Below are 14,697 nucleotides of genomic sequence, written 5' to 3'. Positions count from 1 at the left end.
GGGGAGGCCCGTCCTCCCCGGCCTGTCGTCCGTCGATGGCTACCCCCGCAAGCGGCGGGTGAGCTCCACCACTCGCCGAAATATCCGCAGGTCGGGGCCGTATTGTCGCGAAGGTAATCCCGATTGCCAAGATAGGGAATCCCGGCGACAGGAGGACTCATGGCACGCACCCTCGACCTGCCCACCCCGCTCGTGTCCACCGAGTGGCTCGCCCAGCACCTCGACCACCCGGACCTGCGGATCCTCGACGCGACCGTGCACCTGGCCCCGCCGAGCGAGGCCGGTCAGGACTGGTCCCAGACGTCCGGTCGCCCCGAGTACCTGACCGCGCACATCCCGTCGGCGGCGTTCGCCGACATCATCGACGACCTCTCCGAGCCGGACGGCGGCTGGTTCACCAAGCCCTCTCCGGAGCGCTTCGCCGCGGCGGCGGGCCGACTGGGCATCGGCCCGGACACGGCGGTCGTGGTCTACGCGGCCAACGTCTTCTGGGCCACCCGGGTGTGGTGGCTGCTGCTCGCGAACGGCTTCGACAACGTGGCCGTCCTCGACGGCGGGTTCGGCAAGTGGACCGCCGAGGGCCGGCCGACCCGCGACGGCGAGGAGAGCTACCCGCCCGCGCAGTTCGTCGGCACGCCCCGGCCGGAACTCTTCGCCGATCTGGACGAGGTCAAGCAGGTGGTGGAGAACGTCAGCGGAGCCTGCCTGATCAACTCGCTGTCGCCCGAGGACCACCACGCCACCGAGACGATCAACTACGCCCGCCCCGGCCGGATCCCCGGCAGCCGCAACGTCTTCGTCGCCGCGCTGCTCGACCCGGCCGACGGGACCTTCCGGCCGGTGCCGGAGCTGCGGGAGATCTTCCAGGAGGTGCAGGCCCAGCCGGGCCGGAAGGTCACCTACTGCGGCGGAGGCATCGCGGCCACCGGCGACGCCCTGGCACTGCGCCTGATCGGGGAGACCGACGTGGCCGTGTACGACGGCTCCCTGCGCGAGTGGACCAGCGACCCGTCGCTGCCCGTCGAGGTCGGCTGAGCGCGTCCCACCCCCGTACGCCTTCCGGCCCGCCAGCGCGACAGCGCGGCGGGCCGGAGGGCTGTACGGCGTCTGACACGTCCCGGCTCAGCGGGACGGTGCCGACTGGTCCCGGCTCAGCGGGACGGTGTCGCCACGATCTGCCGCAGGGCGGCGCGCACGCCGCCGGTCCGGATCAGTCGCAGGGCCTCGACGTAGGCCTCGACGAACCGGGGGGAGTCCGCGAGAGCGCCGAAGAGCGACCGGTCCGCGATGAAGGCGGTCGGGTCGTCCCCGTTGCGCCGCGCGGCGGCCATCAGGCTGTCCCGACGCGGATCCACCACGTCGATCGGCTGGCCCTGCTCGTCGGTGCCCTCGGCGTACCGCGCCCAGGCCGCCACGACGGCGGCGCAGATGCCCACCGGCCCGCCGTCGGCGAGCTGCGCGGTCACCACGGGCAGCAGGAACTTCGGGATCCGGTCCGAGGTGTCGGCGCAGATCCGGGTCAACGGATCCTGGATCTCCGGGTTGCCGAAGCGCGCGACCACCGTGCGGCCGTACGCCCGGAAGTCGACCCCGGCGATCGGCTTGAGCGTCGGTACGGCCTCCTCGTCGATGTACCGCAGCAGCAGCGCCTGGACGTCCGGGTCGGTGATGGCCTCGTGCACGTACCGGTGCCCCAGCAGGAAACCGAAGTAGCAGAGCGCCTGGTGGGTGCCGTTCGCCAACCGCAGCTTCATCAGCTCGTACGGCTCGACGTCCCCGACGATGTCCACGCCGACGTCCTCCAGCGGTGGGCGGCCGGCGACGAAGGTGTCCTCCAGCACCCACTGGTGGAACGGCTCGGCGGTGACCGGCCAGCGGTCCCGGTAGCCGAAGGTCCGCTCCAGGTACGCCCGGTCGGCGTCCACGGTCGCCGGGGTCACCCGGTCCACCATCGAGTTCGGGAAGGAGACCTCCTGCGCCATCCACCGGGCCAGCTCGGGGTCCTTCATCCCGGCGAAGCCGAGGAACGCGGCGCGGGACACCACGCCGTTCTCCTGGATGTTGTCGCAGGACATCACGGTCAGCCCGCCCAGGCCCCGGGCGCGCCGCAGGCGCATCGCCTGGAGCACCAACCCGAACGGTGTCGCGTTCGGCACGTCGGCGTCCAGGTCCGCGCGGATCGGGGCGGAGTCGCCGGTGAACTCGCCGGTCACCTGGTCGATGCCGTACCCGCCCTCGGTGATGGTCAGCGACACCACGCGGGTGGCCGGGTCGGCGATGCGCTCCACGACGCCGGTCGGGTCCTGCGGGGCGTACCCGGTGCTCAGCAGCGAGCCGATCACCCGGTTGCGTCGGCTGCCGTCCGGCTCCTTCACCGTCAGCGTGTAGAGATGGTCCTGCGCGGCGAGCCGGTTGCGGGTGCCCTCGTCGGCGGGGCGGACGCCCACGCCGTGCACCGCCCAGTCCATGCCCTGCCCCCGGCGCATGAGTTCGTCGAGATACATCGCCTGGTGCGAGCGGTGGAAGTGCCCGACACCGAAGTGCACGATCCCGCCGCGCAGTGCCGCCCGGTCGTAGCGGGGCGCCTCGACCTCGCTGGGCAGCGAGGTCAGGCTCGCGTTGCTCAGTTCCCTCATCGCTCTTTCCGTCCTGTGGGCCGCAGCGCGGCCAGGTTGCCGCCGGAGATCCGGCAGATGTCGGCCGCGAGGTCCATCGCCTCGCGGGCAAGATCGCGCCACCGCGCCGCGTCCAGGTCGACGCCGTCCTCGGCGACGCCGCACACCAGGCGGGCGAGGGCGGCGTCGCCCGCGCCCATCGTGTCGACGACGGGTCCGGGTCGGTCCGGCACGGGTGCGGTCGCCACGACCCCGTCAGCCGTGTGCACCGACACGCCGTCGGCGGCCCGGGTCAGCACGACCACCCGTACCCCCGATCGCAGCAGCTCGGCCACGAACTGCTCGGGGTCCTCGACGTGCAGGTCGGCGATGTCCTGCAGGCTCAGCTTGACCACGTCGGCGACGGTGGCGAGCCGGCGGAGTCCCGACCGGTACGCCGGGACGTCCCGCACCAGCGTGGGCCGCACGTTGGGGTCGACGACGAAGGTCCGTCCGGTCCGGCGGACGACGTCGACGAGCGCCTGCACCTGGCCTAGGTCGTCCATCGGGTACGAGTTGACGACCAGGACGGCACCGCTGCCCATGGCCGCGACCTCCGCCTCCGGGTACGCGTACCGCCGGTTCTGGATCGCCTCGGAGAACTCGTAGGCCGGCTCTCCCGCCACCCGCCGGGACGTCGCTGTTCCGGTCGGCAGCGCGCAGGTCAGTGGCACCAGGGCGACGTCCTCGGCGGTGACCGCGTCCCGCAACCACGCGCCGAGGCGGTCGGCGGAGACCGGTGACACCAGTGCCGCCGGTGTCCCGAGCCGCCGTACGCCGACGGCGAGGTTGAGCCCGGCACCGCCGGGGTGGCGGGTACGGGTCCCGTCCTCGTGCTCGATGATGTCGGCGAGGAGGTCGCCCACCACGACCACGCCGGAGGGCGCCACCCCGGCTCCGGTCGACGCGGTCACTGGAGATTGGTGTGGTGGTAGCTCATCGTGGCGTCCGGGTCCGGCAGCGCCCGCATCAGCTCCAGCACCACGGAGTCGAGCAGGATCAGCGCCGACTGCTCGAAGAGCGTGCCGCCGAACTGTCGGCTGGCGTCCGCCGGCAGGACGATGGAACCGTCCGCGAGATCCCGCAGCGGGCTCTCCCGTTGGTGGGTCACCAGCAGCACCTTCGCGCCCTCCGCGCGGGCGATCCGTGCGAAGCCGACACTGACGGGGGTCTGCCCGCTGCCGGACACGATCACCAACGTGTCGCCCGACCGCACCGACGGCGCGGTGGCCTCGCCGACGACGTGCGCCGCCAGGCCGAGGTGCATGAAACGCATCGCGGCCATCTGCGCGGCGAGCCCGGAGCGGCCCTGCCCGGAGAAGAAGAGGCGGCCCTCGGCCACGCCGTCGAAGCAGGAGACGAACCGGTCGTACTCCTCGACGGGCAGCGCCGCGAGCACCGACCTCAGTTCGGTGCCGCTCAGGTGCCAGGAGTCGACAGGTCGACCTGTGCCCTGATCCATGCCGCTTCTCCTTCCGGGTCGGTGGCCTCGGTGACTCCCGAGCCGATCACGACGATGTCGGGGGCGACCTCCAGGGCGCGGGCCAGGTTGGCGCGCCCGATGCCGCCGGCCAGGGAGACGCGGAATCCGCGCGCCCGGCGCTGGGCCACCCGGTCGATGTGGTCCTCGTTGCCGAGACCGGCCCGCCGGGCGTCGGACGGGGAGTGCAGGGCCAGCCAGACGTCCTGCGGTGCGCGGCCGTCCAGCAGCGGCTCCACGTCCAGTTCGCCGTCGAGGATGGTGTCGAGCACCACCTCCCGCCCGTACCGTCGGGCCACCTCGTCGGTGTCGCGTCGGGTGGCGGGGGAGGCGTGCGCGAGCACGGTCATCATGGCGGCCCCGGCGGCGAAGACCATCTCGGCCTCCAGGCTGCCGCCGTCGGCCGTCTTGGTGTCGGCGAGCACCGGTGTGTCCGCGCCGAGTTCCCGGACGGTGCTGATGGCGGCGAGCCCGAAGCGCTTGAGCACGGGCGTGCCGACCTCGATGATGTCGAAATACCGGCCGACGCGCGGGATGAGCGCGAAGTGCTCCGGCGCGTCGATGGCGAGTTGCAGACGGACCGCCACGCCTAGCTCCTCGGCTCGGGAGTGTGCAGACCGGTGATCACCTTCAGCAGCGAGTCCGGGGTGAACGACGACGTCGGCTCGTCGGCCACGACCCGGCCGAGGCGCAGCACGACGATGCGGTCGGTCACCTGGAGCACGTGCGGCAGCGTGTGCGAGATGAAGATGACGCCCAGACCCCGTTCCCGGGCTCCCGCGATCACCTTCAGCACCTCGCCCGACTGCCGGGCGCCGAGGTGGTTGGTGGGCTCGTCCAGGATGATCACCTTGCGGGCCCAGGCGACGGCGCGGCCGATGGCGACGGCCTGCCGCTGCCCACCGGAGAGCTGGTTGACGTTGCGCCGTACGCCGGTGGTCAGGCCGATCCCGGCCCGCTCCAACTCCTCGTGCGCGACGCGGGCCATGGCCTTGTTGTCGAGGAATCCGAGCTTGCCGAGCAGCCCCGGCCGACGGCGTTCCCGGCCGAGGAAGACGTTGCCGCTGATGGTGAGGTCGGGGCAGAGGCCGGAGTCCTGGTACAGCGTCTCGATGCCGGCCTGGAGCGCGTCGTGCGGCGACTTCCACTCCTGTGCCACGCCGTCGAGATACACGCCGCCGGTGTCCGGCCGGTGCACGCCGGAGAGCACCTTCACCAGCGTCGACTTGCCGGCCCCGTTGTCGCCGACCAGACCGATGATCTCTCCGGCCCGCAGGGACAGGTTGACGTCGGTCAGCGCCCGGACGCTGCCGTAGGACTTGGTGACCTCGCGGGCCTCGTAGATGGGTGCGTCAGCCACGGCCGGCTCCCCTCCTGGTACGGATGTTGATCTGCTGGACCCCGACCGCGACGGCGATCAGGACGCCGATGACGACCTGCTGCCAGTTCGGTGCGACGCCGATCAGGATCAGGCCGCTGAGGACCGCCGTCGTGATGAGTGCGCCGAGCACGGTGCCGGACATCCGCCCGACGCCGCCCGCCAGGCTGGTGCCGCCGATGACCGCCGCGGCGATCGCCGCCAGCTCCTGGCCCTGGCCGGAGGTGGGCGAGCCCGAGCCGAGCCGGAAGTAGACGAACAACCCGGCCAGGCCGGCCATCAACCCGGCCAGCATGTACACCTTCAGCAGGTGCCGTTCGACGTTGATCCCGGCACCCCGCGCGGCGAATCCGTTCGACCCCACCGCGTACGTCCAGCGGCCGAACCGGGTGAAACTGAGCGTCAGCCACGCGACCGCCAGCACACCGAGCACGATGATCAGTGGGACGGTCAGCAGGTTGAGGTACTGCGTGTTGCCGAGCCGGATCACCTCGGCCGGGCCGCCGGCGATCTGGACGCCGCCGGTCAGCACCAGCGTCAGACCGGCGGCGGCACCCATGGTGGCCAGCGTGGCGATGAAGGGCGCCAACTTGGCCCGGGTGATCAGCAGCCCGTTGACCAGGCCGACCGCGAGACCGGTGGCGAGGGCCACCACCACGCCGACGGCGATGGTCGTGGCGGTGGCCGTTCCACCCTCGTTCAGGGATCTCATCGTCATCGCACAGGCCACGCCGCTCAATCCGAGCGTGGATCCGACCGACAGGTCGATGCCGCCGGTGATGATGACGTACGTCTGCCCGATCGCCAACAGCATGACCGGGGCCCAGTCCTGCAGGATGTTGGCGAAGGCGAACCGGCTGAAGAACAGCGGGTTCATCGCCGTGAAGAAGACCACCATGACGATGAGGACGCCGAGCAGGATCACGTCCTGCCGTAGCAGTGTCGCCATCAGGCGGCTGGCGCGCGTCTCGCTCGCCGCCTGTGTGGTGTCGGCCGTCATGGTGCTCCTCCTCCTGAGATCCGCATTCCCCTGATCGCCGCCGACTACTGGGTCGGGTACTGGTACTGCTCGGTCTCGGCCAGGTTGTCGTTGGTCATCACGACGTTCGTCATCACGACGTCCTTCTCGATGCTGTCGACGTTCTGGCCGCGGATCGTGTCCACCAGGTTCTGCAGGGCGAGCGCGGCCTGGTCGCCGGGCTTCTGGGCGACGAGAGCGCTGTAGATGCCGGCCTTGAGGTCGGCCACCTGGTTGTCGTACGCGTCGTAGCCGATGAGCTTGACCTGCTCGGCCTTGCCCGCGTTGCGCAGCGCCGCCACGGTGCCGGAGCCGGAGGTGCCGTCCACGGCGAAGATGCCCTTGAGGTTCGGGTGCTTCAGCAGGATCGTGTTGACCGCCGAGGTCGCCCTGGCCGGCTGGCTGTTGGCGTACTCCTTGCCGACGAGGGTGATGCCCGGGTACTTCTTCAGCTCCTCGGTGAAGCCCTCCTCGCGGAGCTGGTTGGTGGTCGCCGTCGGCGAGCCGGACATCAGGAAGACCTCTCCGGACTCCCCGATCTGCTCGGCCAGGGTCTGGGCCGCCTGCCGGCCGCCCTCACGGTTGTCACCGGTGATCGCCGAGGTGAGGTAGCTCTGGTCGGTGACCGTGGTGTCGACGGTGACGACCGGGATGTTCGCCGACTGCGCCTTGGTGACGCTGGGCTGCAGCGCGTCCGGGTCGGTGGGGACGAGGACGAGCCCGTCCACCTGCTGGGTGAGCATCGAGTCGACGAACGGGATCTGCGACTGGGGCGAGTACTCGTCCGGAGCGCCCTGCCACAGCAGCCTGATGCCCAGCTCCTGGGCCTTCGCCTCGGCGCCGACCTGCATCGCGCGGAAGAAGGGGTCGGAGGCGATGCCCGGGACGAACCCGATGGTCAACTGCTCCTCGCCGCCCTCCGCGGCGGAGTCGTTGCCACAGGCGGCCACCGAGAAGGCGAGCGCGCCGGCCATGGCTACACCGATTACTGTCCGGAATGTCCTCTTCATGCCACCAGATCCTTGTCGACTAGTCAGACCACATCAGGGGAGTTCCGCCTACCGTCGTCCTGCCGGGCCGTGTTGCGTCGTCGGGCATCCCCACCAGCACTTCATCAGATGCGCAACCGCTTGCGTACCGTGAAGATGGCGGAACTTTACCCCCGCGCAACCGCTTGCGCAAGGGCTTGCTTTTGGTTAGATTGAGCTCCTTCTCGCCGTGGTCCCGGCAGCCGTAGGACAGGTGGCGAGCCGGGGGAAAGGGTGCAAAACGAGTGGCGACGATGGCCGAGGTAGCACGGATCGCCGGAGTGTCGACGACGACCGTGTCGCACGTGCTCAACAAGACGCGCAAGGTCGCCCCGGAGACCGAGGAACTCGTGCGCAAGGCGCTGGAGTCGACCGGTTACCGGCACAACCTCGCCGCCCGGGCCCTGGCCACGCAGTCCACGGACACCATCGGGCTGGCGATGTCCGTGGTCACCAACCCGTACTTCGCCGCGCTCATCCGGGACATCGAGCGGCACCTGCGACGGGCCGGGTACACCCTGATCCTGGCCGACACCAACGACGACCCCGAGGTCGAGTTGGACGTGATCAACCACCTGCTGGCGCGGCGGGTGAGCGGCCTGATCGTGAATCCGCTCGAAGGCCACGGCGAACTCACCCAGTGCCTGCAGAAGCTGCTCGACGAACAGTTGCCGACGATCTTCCTCGACCGCCGGTCGACCCTGCCGGGCGACCAGGTCTACTCCGAGTGCCTGGATTCGATCCACCACCTCACGGCCCACCTGGCGGCGCAGGGGCACCACCGGATCGGCTACGTCCGGGGCGCCATGCGGGAGATGTCGGCCCAGGACCGGCTCGCCGGATACCAACGGGCCGTCGCAGAACTGGGGCTGGCGGACGACCCGGGGCTGGTCATCGCCGGTGAGTCCGACGAACGCACCACGGAGCAGCGCCTCGTCGAGCACCTCGCCTCGGACGAACCGGCCACCGCCCTGGTCGTCTCGAACAACCAGATGACCCTGGGCGCGCTCCGCGCCATCCGGCGTACCGGGTTGAAGGTGCCGCACGACATCGCCCTGGTCTGCTACGACGACTTCGAATGGGCCGACCTGTTCGACCCGCAGATCTCGGCGATGGCGCAGGACGCCGCCCGACTCGCCTCGACCGCCGTCGAACTCCTGCTCGCCCGGATCCGGCGACCGGACCGCGCCCCGCAGTCCGTGGTGGTGCCGGCCACCTTCCGGCACCGGGACTCGTGCGGCTGCGGCGCCGTGCCGCACCAGACACAGGGGAGCGTGGACAGTGTCCTGGCCGCCGGCTGACACCCTGACGCTCGGCGGACTCGCCGACCGCGCCCGGGCGATGTCGGCGGGCGTCGCCCGTACGCTCATCGGGATCGTCGGGCCGCCCGGCGCGGGCAAGAGCACCGTCGCGGAGGCCCTTGTCCGGCAGCTCGGCCCGGACGCCGTCCTGGTGCCGATGGACGGCTTCCACCTGAGCAACGAGGTCCTCGGCGCACTCGGCCGCGCCGACCGCAAGGGCGCTGCGGACACCTTCGACGCGGACGGCTACCTCGCCCTGCTCCGCCGGCTACGCGACCAGACCGACGAGGTCGTCTACGCGCCGACGTTCCGCCGCGACATCGAGGAGCCGATCGGTTCCAGCATCCCGGTGCCCCGCAGCACCCCGATCGTGGTCACCGAGGGCAACTACCTGCTGCTCGACTCGCATCCGTGGAAGTTCGTCCGCGACCTGCTCGACACCACCTGGTATCTGGAGGTGGCCGAGGAGGTCCGCCTCGACCGGCTCGTCGCCCGCCACGTCGCCTTCGGCAGGACACCCGACGCGGCCCGCGCCTGGGCACAGGGCAGCGACCAGGCCAACGCGGCGGTCATCGCCGAATCGCGCCGCTGCGCCGACCTGCTGGTCCACCTCGCGCCGAGCGACTGAGGGACCCGGCGCCGCCGATCCGCTTCCGCCGGACGGTACCGCCCCGTCCGTCTGCCGTAAGGTCGGGTGATGAGCAGCCGACCCGCCGCCGGGGGAGGCCGGTGGGTCGAGATCGACCCGGCCCGGACCGAACGCTGGGTGGCCGGCTTCGCCGACCGGCACGGTCCACCCACCACCACCGCGCAGGAGTACGGACTCCTGCTCACCGCCCCGGACGGTGCCACCGCCGAACTGCACACCCCACCGGGCTCGCCGGCCACCGCAGACCTGGACACCTTCGCGGCGGAGGCCGTCGTGTCCCGCCGGATCGGACTGCTGCTGGCGCGCAAGGGCGCGGTGGCGGTCGGCGTCGCGGAGGGGGAGAAGCTGCCGGTGCACAAGGTCGACACACGGTACGTGCAGGGGCGCACCGCCGCCGGTGGCTGGTCCCAGCAGCGGTTCGCCCGGCGGCGCGACAACCAGGCCAAGGCCGCCCTCGCCGACGCCGTCGACCTGGCGGCCCGGCTGCTGCTGCCGCAGGCCGAGCGGTTGGACGCGGTGGTCGCCGGTGGCGACCGGCGGGCCGTGGACACCGTGCTCGCCGAGCGCCGACTCGCCCCACTGGCCGCACTGCGTGCCGACCGGCTGCTCGACGTACCCGAGCCCCGGTACGCGGTGCTGCTGGCCGCGATCACCGCCGCCCGCGCCGTGCACATCCTGATCCGCGATCCTGCCTGAGCCGTCGTCACGTCGGACACGGACGGCCCCGGTCGACGCCCTTCCAGGCGTCGACCGGGGCCCGTCCGCACCGCGTCAGATCGCGCCGCTGAAGGTGTCGCAGGAGGCCGGGGTGCCGGACTCGTAGCCACGGTTGAACCAGCGCTTGCGGTCGGCCGAGGAGCCGTGCGTGAACTCCTCCGGGTTCACCGGCCGGTCGGCGCGCCGGGAGATGGCGTCGTCGCCGATGGCCTCGGCGGTGTCGATGGCCTCGGCGATGTCCTGCTCGGTGATGCTGGTGAAGATCTTCTGGCCGCGGTCGTCGGCGGTGCCGGTGGCGTTCTTGGCCCAGGCGCCGGCGAAGCAGTCGGCCTGCAACTCCAGGCGGACCGACAGGTCGTTGGCGTTGCCCGGGTCCCGCTGCTGCTGGCGGCGGACCTGCTCGTTGGTGCCGAGCAGGTTCTGCACGTGGTGACCGTACTCGTGGGCCAGCACGTACGGCTGGGCGAACTCACCGGTGGCGCCGAGCTGCGTGGCGAGCACCTCGTAGAAGGAGAGGTCGATGTAGACCAGCGAGTCGGCCGGGCAGTAGAACGGGCCGACGCCCGAGTCGGCCTGGCCGCACGCGGTGTTGACGGCCTGGTCGAAGAAGACGGTACGGGTCGGCCGGTACTGCTCGCCGAACGCCTCCGGTAGGGCGGTCCGCCAGTACGCCTGGATCGAGTTGACGTAGAGGCTGTTGCGGCAGTCGAGCTGCTCCAGGGCGTCCGGGGCCTCGCAGCGCTGCTCCAACGCGGTGTTGTCGCCCTGCTCGCCGCCGGTCATGGCGTTCAGCCCGAAGCCGCCGCCCACGAGCGCCACCAGCACGGCGATGACGATTCCGACGATGCCGCCGCGACCACCGCCGATCGGGATGGGGATGCCCAGCCCGCCGCCCCCTCCACCACCACCTCGCCGGTCCTCCACCTGGCTGGTGTCGATCCGCGCATTCTCGTTCAGCTCCATGATGACCCCGATCAGTCGGTGGCTCGCGGGCCGGAACCGGTCCGGACGGCGAATCGGTACCCGACGATCTTGGTCGGTAATCCGCGTTCGCCGTTCACCGGGGCCCGGTACAATCGACCCGTGCTGCTCTGCGAAGGCTGAACGCCCCGCGCCGACGGGTCACCATGATCCGCCGGCGCTTTCGTGTGCCCTGAGTCAGCCCTGCGGATCCCGAGAGCGAGTACCCCGACATGATCACTGCCAGCGGCCTGGAACTGCGCGCCGGCGCCCGGATCCTGCTGTCCGACACCACGCTGCGGGTGCAGCCGGGCGACCGGATCGGCCTGGTCGGCCGCAACGGTGCCGGCAAGACCACCACCCTCAAGGTGCTCGCCGGTGAGGGACAGCCGTACGCCGGACAGATCGACCGGCGCAGCGCCGTCGGCTACCTGCCACAGGACCCGCGTACCGGCGACCTGGAGGTCACCGGCCGCGACCGGGTGCTCTCCGCCCGGGGCCTGGACAAGTTGATGGCCGGGATGAAGGACCTGGAGGAGAAGCTCGCCGACGGCGGTGACGAGAAGCTGGTCCGTCGGTACGGCGCGCTGGAGGACCAGTTCGCCGCGCTCGGCGGGTACGCGGCCGAGGCCGAGGCGGCCCGGATCTGCGCGAACCTGGGGCTGCCCGACCGGGCGCTCGCCCAGACCATCGGCACCCTCTCCGGCGGTCAACGTCGGCGCATCGAGCTGGCCCGGATCCTGTTCCGCGACGCGGCCGACAACGGCGGCGGGATCCTGCTGCTCGACGAGCCCACCAACCACCTCGACGCCGACTCGATCACCTGGCTGCGCGGTTTCCTCGCCAACCACAAGGGCGGGCTGGTGGTGATCTCGCACGACGGGTCGCTGCTGGAGTCGGTGGTCAACAAGGTCTGGTTCCTCGACGCCACCCGGTCCGTGGTCGACGTCTACAACCTGGGCTGGAAGGCGTACCTGGAGGCGCGGGAGACCGACGAGCGGCGGCGGCGCCGGGAGCGGGCCAACGCCGAGAAGAAGGCCGGCGCCCTGATGGCCCAGGCGGACAAGATGCGGGCAAAGGCCACCAAGACGGTGGCCGCGCAGAACATGGCCCGGCGGGCCGAACGCCTGATGTCGGGCCTGGATGAGGTCCGCGTCGGCGACAAGGTGGCCAAGGTGCGTTTCCCCGCCCCGGCGCCGTGCGGCAAGACTCCGCTGACCGCGTCCGGCCTCTCCAAGTCGTACGGGTCGTTGGAGATCTTCACGGACGTGAACGTGGCGGTGGACCGGGGTTCCCGGGTGGCCATCCTCGGGCTCAACGGTGCCGGCAAGACCACGTTGCTGCGGATGCTCGGCGGGCTGTTGGAGCCGGACACCGGCGAGGTGCGGCCCGGCCACGGGCTGCGGCTGGGCTACTACGCGCAGGAGCACGAGACGCTGGACATCGAGCGGACCGTGCTGGAGAACATGCGGGCCGCCTCGACCGAGCAGACCGACACCGAGCTGCGCAAGATCCTCGGTGCGTTCCTCTTCTCCGGCGAGGACGTGGACAAGCCCGCCGGGGTGCTCTCCGGTGGCGAGAAGACCCGGCTGGCGCTGTCGACCCTGGTCTGCTCCGGCGCGAACGTGCTGCTGCTGGACGAGCCGACCAACAACCTCGACCCGGTCAGCCGCGAGCAGGTGCTCGACGCGATCGCCAACTACCCGGGCGCGATCGTCCTGGTCACCCACGACCCGGGCGCGGTGCTGGCGCTCAAGCCGGACCGGGCCATCCTGCTGCCCGACGGCGACGAGGACGCCTGGAGCGACGACCTGCTCGAACTGGTCGAGCTGGCCTGACCATTTGCACCGGGTGTAAGGAAGGGCCCCCTACTAACGCCTGATGTATAGGAAGGGTCCCCTCCTAACACGCGCGCCGACGTCAGCGGGCGAGGTCGAGCAGGTGACCGACGACGCCGGAGCTGGCCAGGATGACCACGCCGACGCCGATGAAGATCGCCGGCACCAGCCAGTGGCCGTTTCGTTCGACCAGCCGGGTCACCCTCGGGTGGCCGCCGGCGACGGTCGCGGTGCCGAGCAGGTCGAGCATGGCCGGCAGCGTACGGGCACCGGGCCGACCGGAGCATCACGGAGGCCGAGGGCGACTCCGGTGGCGGGCGGTGGCCGCCATCTATACCGGCGGTGAGGATCGGTGGCGGACGGTGGTGTCGGCGGCACCGTGCGTGTGGGTGGCGGCGGTTCGTCGAGGGCCAGCTCCGGGCCGGTCCGACGCGGTGTTCCGCAGTCGGGTCCCGGATGTCGTCACCTATCGGGAAGCTGACATTGCATAGCGTGTCGGTTGGCGAATAGTTGATATCTGGCGCATGATCGTTCGAGGCGGTCTAATAGGTGGGACCGTATCCGAACCGCACAGTCTGGGACGTGAGGACACAGCATGGCAGCCACTGGCACAGCCACCAGCACTGAGAAGGGTCGCCGGATCGTCGGAGCCGAGCGTCAGACGCTCGCCAAGGACCTCGTCAAGCGGTACACCGGAGGAGAGAGCATCCGTGCTCTCGCGGCCTCGACCGGCCGATCCTACGGGTTCATCCACCGCGTGCTCACCGAGTCCGGGGTGCAGCTGCGGCAGCGCGGCGGCGCCCGGCGCCGCAAGAAGGCGTGACCCGCCCGTCAGCGTCGTACACCACCACCGTGACCCGGGCCGCCCGGTGACCACCGAGGCGACCGGGGTCCGGCTGGAGTGTGACGGGCCGATCGCCACGGTCACGCTGTGTCGGCCCGAGGTGCTCAACGCGCAGACCCCGTCGATGTGGCGCGCGATGAGTGATTTCTCCCGAGACCTGCCCGGTGACGTACGTGTCGTGGTCGTCCGGGGTGAGGGGCGGGCGTTCTCCGCCGGCCTCGACCTGGCGGTCGTGAGCGCCACCGGGCCGGGCTCGTTCGCCGAGCTGGCCGCACTGCCGGAAGCGGAGTGCGCCGACCGGATCGCCGCCCTGCAGGGCGGCTTCACCTGGCTGCACCGACCGGACATCATCTCCGTCGCGGCCGTGCAGGGGCATGCCATGGGCGCCGGGTTCCAACTCGCCCTCGCCTGCGACCTGCGGGTGTTGGCGCAGGACGCGAAGCTGTCCATGGCCGAGGTCACGCTGGGTCTGGTGCCCGACCTGGCCGGCACGAAGCGTCTGGTCGAGTTGGTCGGCTACGCCCGTGCGCTGGAGATCTGCACCACCGCCCGGCGGATGGACGCCGCCGAGGCGGACCGGCTCGGCCTGGCCACCCTGGTGGTGCCGAACGCGGAGCTGGACGACGCGGTGCGCGACCTCACCGCCGGGCTGGTCGCCCACCAGCGCGACGCGGTGGTGGAGATCAAGGCACTACTCGCCGGTGCCTCCGGGCGGACCCACGCCGAGCAGCAGCGGGCCGAGCGGGAAGCACAGACCCGGCGGATCCGCGATCTCGCCGGGTACGCAGAATAGTAAGGACCGTTCGGGAAGATCCGGGTTACTCACGAGG

At 71.1% G+C, this 14,697-nt stretch carries 16 protein-coding genes; 7 read left to right on the top strand and 9 right to left on the bottom strand.

What is annotated here, in order from left to right; translation table 11 throughout:
* Window positions 1-159: 159 nt before the first annotated feature.
* On the top strand, window positions 160-1,035 hold the full coding sequence (locus ACFYTT_RS18545; protein WP_176094629.1) for a sulfurtransferase: 876 nt from the start codon (window positions 160-162) through the stop codon (window positions 1,033-1,035).
* Between the two features lie 116 nt (window positions 1,036-1,151).
* On the opposite strand, the gene ACFYTT_RS18540 is transcribed toward ACFYTT_RS18545, so the two are convergent.
* Genes ACFYTT_RS18540 through ACFYTT_RS18510 form a run of 7 tightly spaced genes read right to left on the bottom strand, consistent with a single transcriptional unit; the run spans window position 1,152 to window position 7,540 of the window.
* Window positions 1,152-2,636, bottom strand: coding sequence for a mannitol dehydrogenase family protein (locus tag ACFYTT_RS18540; RefSeq protein ID WP_131052848.1), 1,485 nt, complete (start codon window positions 2,634-2,636; stop codon window positions 1,152-1,154).
* Window positions 2,633-3,568 (bottom strand): PfkB family carbohydrate kinase, encoded by a 936-nt coding sequence (locus tag ACFYTT_RS18535; RefSeq protein WP_387260618.1) that lies wholly within the window; start codon window positions 3,566-3,568, stop codon window positions 2,633-2,635. Before ACFYTT_RS18535 ends, ACFYTT_RS18540 begins: the two co-directional genes overlap by 4 nt.
* On the bottom strand, window positions 3,565-4,116 hold the full coding sequence (locus ACFYTT_RS18530; protein WP_131052846.1) for an SIS domain-containing protein: 552 nt from the start codon (window positions 4,114-4,116) through the stop codon (window positions 3,565-3,567). The genes ACFYTT_RS18535 and ACFYTT_RS18530 overlap by 4 nt, the downstream gene beginning before the upstream one ends.
* Window positions 4,074-4,721, bottom strand: coding sequence for an orotidine 5'-phosphate decarboxylase / HUMPS family protein (locus ACFYTT_RS18525; protein WP_387260614.1), 648 nt, complete (start codon window positions 4,719-4,721; stop codon window positions 4,074-4,076). The genes ACFYTT_RS18530 and ACFYTT_RS18525 overlap by 43 nt, the downstream gene beginning before the upstream one ends.
* Before the next feature lie 2 nt (window positions 4,722-4,723).
* On the bottom strand, window positions 4,724-5,494 hold the full coding sequence (locus tag ACFYTT_RS18520; protein WP_131052844.1) for an ATP-binding cassette domain-containing protein: 771 nt from the start codon (window positions 5,492-5,494) through the stop codon (window positions 4,724-4,726).
* A complete protein-coding gene (locus ACFYTT_RS18515) occupies window positions 5,487-6,512 on the bottom strand; it encodes an ABC transporter permease (RefSeq protein ID WP_357217422.1) in 1,026 nt (341 codons plus the stop codon). Before ACFYTT_RS18515 ends, ACFYTT_RS18520 begins: the two co-directional genes overlap by 8 nt.
* 44 nt (window positions 6,513-6,556) lie before the next feature.
* Window positions 6,557-7,540, bottom strand: coding sequence for an ABC transporter substrate-binding protein (locus ACFYTT_RS18510; protein WP_131052842.1), 984 nt, complete (start codon window positions 7,538-7,540; stop codon window positions 6,557-6,559).
* A gap of 272 nt (window positions 7,541-7,812) precedes the next feature.
* On the opposite strand from ACFYTT_RS18510, the gene ACFYTT_RS18505 reads away from it, so the two are divergent.
* The 3 genes from ACFYTT_RS18505 to ACFYTT_RS18495 all read left to right on the top strand — a co-directional run bounded on the left by ACFYTT_RS18505 (window position 7,813) and on the right by ACFYTT_RS18495 (window position 10,204).
* Window positions 7,813-8,859, top strand: coding sequence for a LacI family DNA-binding transcriptional regulator (locus tag ACFYTT_RS18505; RefSeq protein WP_131052841.1), 1,047 nt, complete (start codon window positions 7,813-7,815; stop codon window positions 8,857-8,859).
* Entirely contained in the window at window positions 8,840-9,487 is a 648-nt protein-coding gene (locus tag ACFYTT_RS18500; RefSeq protein WP_387260609.1) for a nucleoside/nucleotide kinase family protein, read from the top strand. Before ACFYTT_RS18505 ends, ACFYTT_RS18500 begins: the two co-directional genes overlap by 20 nt.
* Before the next feature lie 69 nt (window positions 9,488-9,556).
* Window positions 9,557-10,204, top strand: coding sequence for an acVLRF1 family peptidyl-tRNA hydrolase (locus tag ACFYTT_RS18495; protein WP_303393496.1), 648 nt, complete (start codon window positions 9,557-9,559; stop codon window positions 10,202-10,204).
* A gap of 75 nt (window positions 10,205-10,279) precedes the next feature.
* Here ACFYTT_RS18495 and ACFYTT_RS18490 read toward each other — a convergent pair whose 3' ends face one another.
* Complete coding sequence (locus ACFYTT_RS18490) at window positions 10,280-11,188, bottom strand: neutral zinc metallopeptidase (RefSeq protein ID WP_131052839.1); 909 nt, start codon at window positions 11,186-11,188, stop codon at window positions 10,280-10,282.
* 230 nt (window positions 11,189-11,418) lie between these two features.
* On the opposite strand from ACFYTT_RS18490, the gene ACFYTT_RS18485 reads away from it, so the two are divergent.
* Window positions 11,419-13,023: an ABC-F family ATP-binding cassette domain-containing protein gene (locus tag ACFYTT_RS18485; protein WP_131052838.1), complete on the top strand. Its 1,605-nt coding sequence runs from the start codon at window positions 11,419-11,421 to the stop codon at window positions 13,021-13,023.
* Window positions 13,024-13,105: 82 nt separating this feature from the next.
* Here the strand turns inward: ACFYTT_RS18485 and ACFYTT_RS18480 are convergent, their stop codons facing one another.
* Window positions 13,106-13,273: a hypothetical protein gene (locus ACFYTT_RS18480; protein WP_387260604.1), complete on the bottom strand. Its 168-nt coding sequence runs from the start codon at window positions 13,271-13,273 to the stop codon at window positions 13,106-13,108.
* Between the two features lie 345 nt (window positions 13,274-13,618).
* Here ACFYTT_RS18480 and ACFYTT_RS18475 point away from each other — a divergent pair, with 345 nt between their 5' ends.
* The gene (locus ACFYTT_RS18475; protein ID WP_007072022.1) at window positions 13,619-13,846 is read left to right on the top strand and encodes a helix-turn-helix domain-containing protein; all 228 of its coding nucleotides are present in this window, start codon (window positions 13,619-13,621) and stop codon (window positions 13,844-13,846) included.
* A gap of 46 nt (window positions 13,847-13,892) precedes the next feature.
* Window positions 13,893-14,660, top strand: a complete 768-nt coding sequence (locus ACFYTT_RS18470) for an enoyl-CoA hydratase/isomerase family protein (RefSeq protein WP_387260601.1) — start codon at window positions 13,893-13,895, stop codon at window positions 14,658-14,660.
* Window positions 14,661-14,697 lie beyond the last annotated feature (37 nt).

It is taken from the genome of Micromonospora sp. NPDC003816 (assembly GCF_042874705.1).
GTDB lineage: Bacteria > Actinomycetota > Actinomycetes > Mycobacteriales > Micromonosporaceae > Micromonospora.
The sequence above is the reverse complement of the archived record's forward strand: the minus strand, read 5'-3'. Positions and strand labels throughout refer to the sequence as shown.

Bases quoted from the DNA above. Each gene is read 5' to 3' on its own strand.
- ACFYTT_RS18510 (WP_131052842.1), bottom strand. From the start codon at position 7,540: ATGAAGAGGACATTCCGGACAGTAATCGGTGTAGCCATGGCCGGCGCG.
- ACFYTT_RS18540 (WP_131052848.1), bottom strand. From the start codon at position 2,636: ATGAGGGAACTGAGCAACGCGAGCCTGACCTCGCTGCCCAGCGAGGTC.
- ACFYTT_RS18475 (WP_007072022.1), top strand. From the start codon at position 13,619: ATGGCAGCCACTGGCACAGCCACCAGCACTGAGAAGGGTCGCCGGATC.
- ACFYTT_RS18545 (WP_176094629.1), top strand. From the start codon at position 160: ATGGCACGCACCCTCGACCTGCCCACCCCGCTCGTGTCCACCGAGTGG.
- ACFYTT_RS18530 (WP_131052846.1), bottom strand. From the start codon at position 4,116: ATGGATCAGGGCACAGGTCGACCTGTCGACTCCTGGCACCTGAGCGGC.
- ACFYTT_RS18480 (WP_387260604.1), bottom strand. From the start codon at position 13,273: ATGCTCGACCTGCTCGGCACCGCGACCGTCGCCGGCGGCCACCCGAGG.
- ACFYTT_RS18515 (WP_357217422.1), bottom strand. From the start codon at position 6,512: ATGACGGCCGACACCACACAGGCGGCGAGCGAGACGCGCGCCAGCCGC.
- ACFYTT_RS18490 (WP_131052839.1), bottom strand. From the start codon at position 11,188: ATGGAGCTGAACGAGAATGCGCGGATCGACACCAGCCAGGTGGAGGAC.
- ACFYTT_RS18485 (WP_131052838.1), top strand. From the start codon at position 11,419: ATGATCACTGCCAGCGGCCTGGAACTGCGCGCCGGCGCCCGGATCCTG.
- ACFYTT_RS18505 (WP_131052841.1), top strand. From the start codon at position 7,813: ATGGCCGAGGTAGCACGGATCGCCGGAGTGTCGACGACGACCGTGTCG.
- ACFYTT_RS18495 (WP_303393496.1), top strand. From the start codon at position 9,557: ATGAGCAGCCGACCCGCCGCCGGGGGAGGCCGGTGGGTCGAGATCGAC.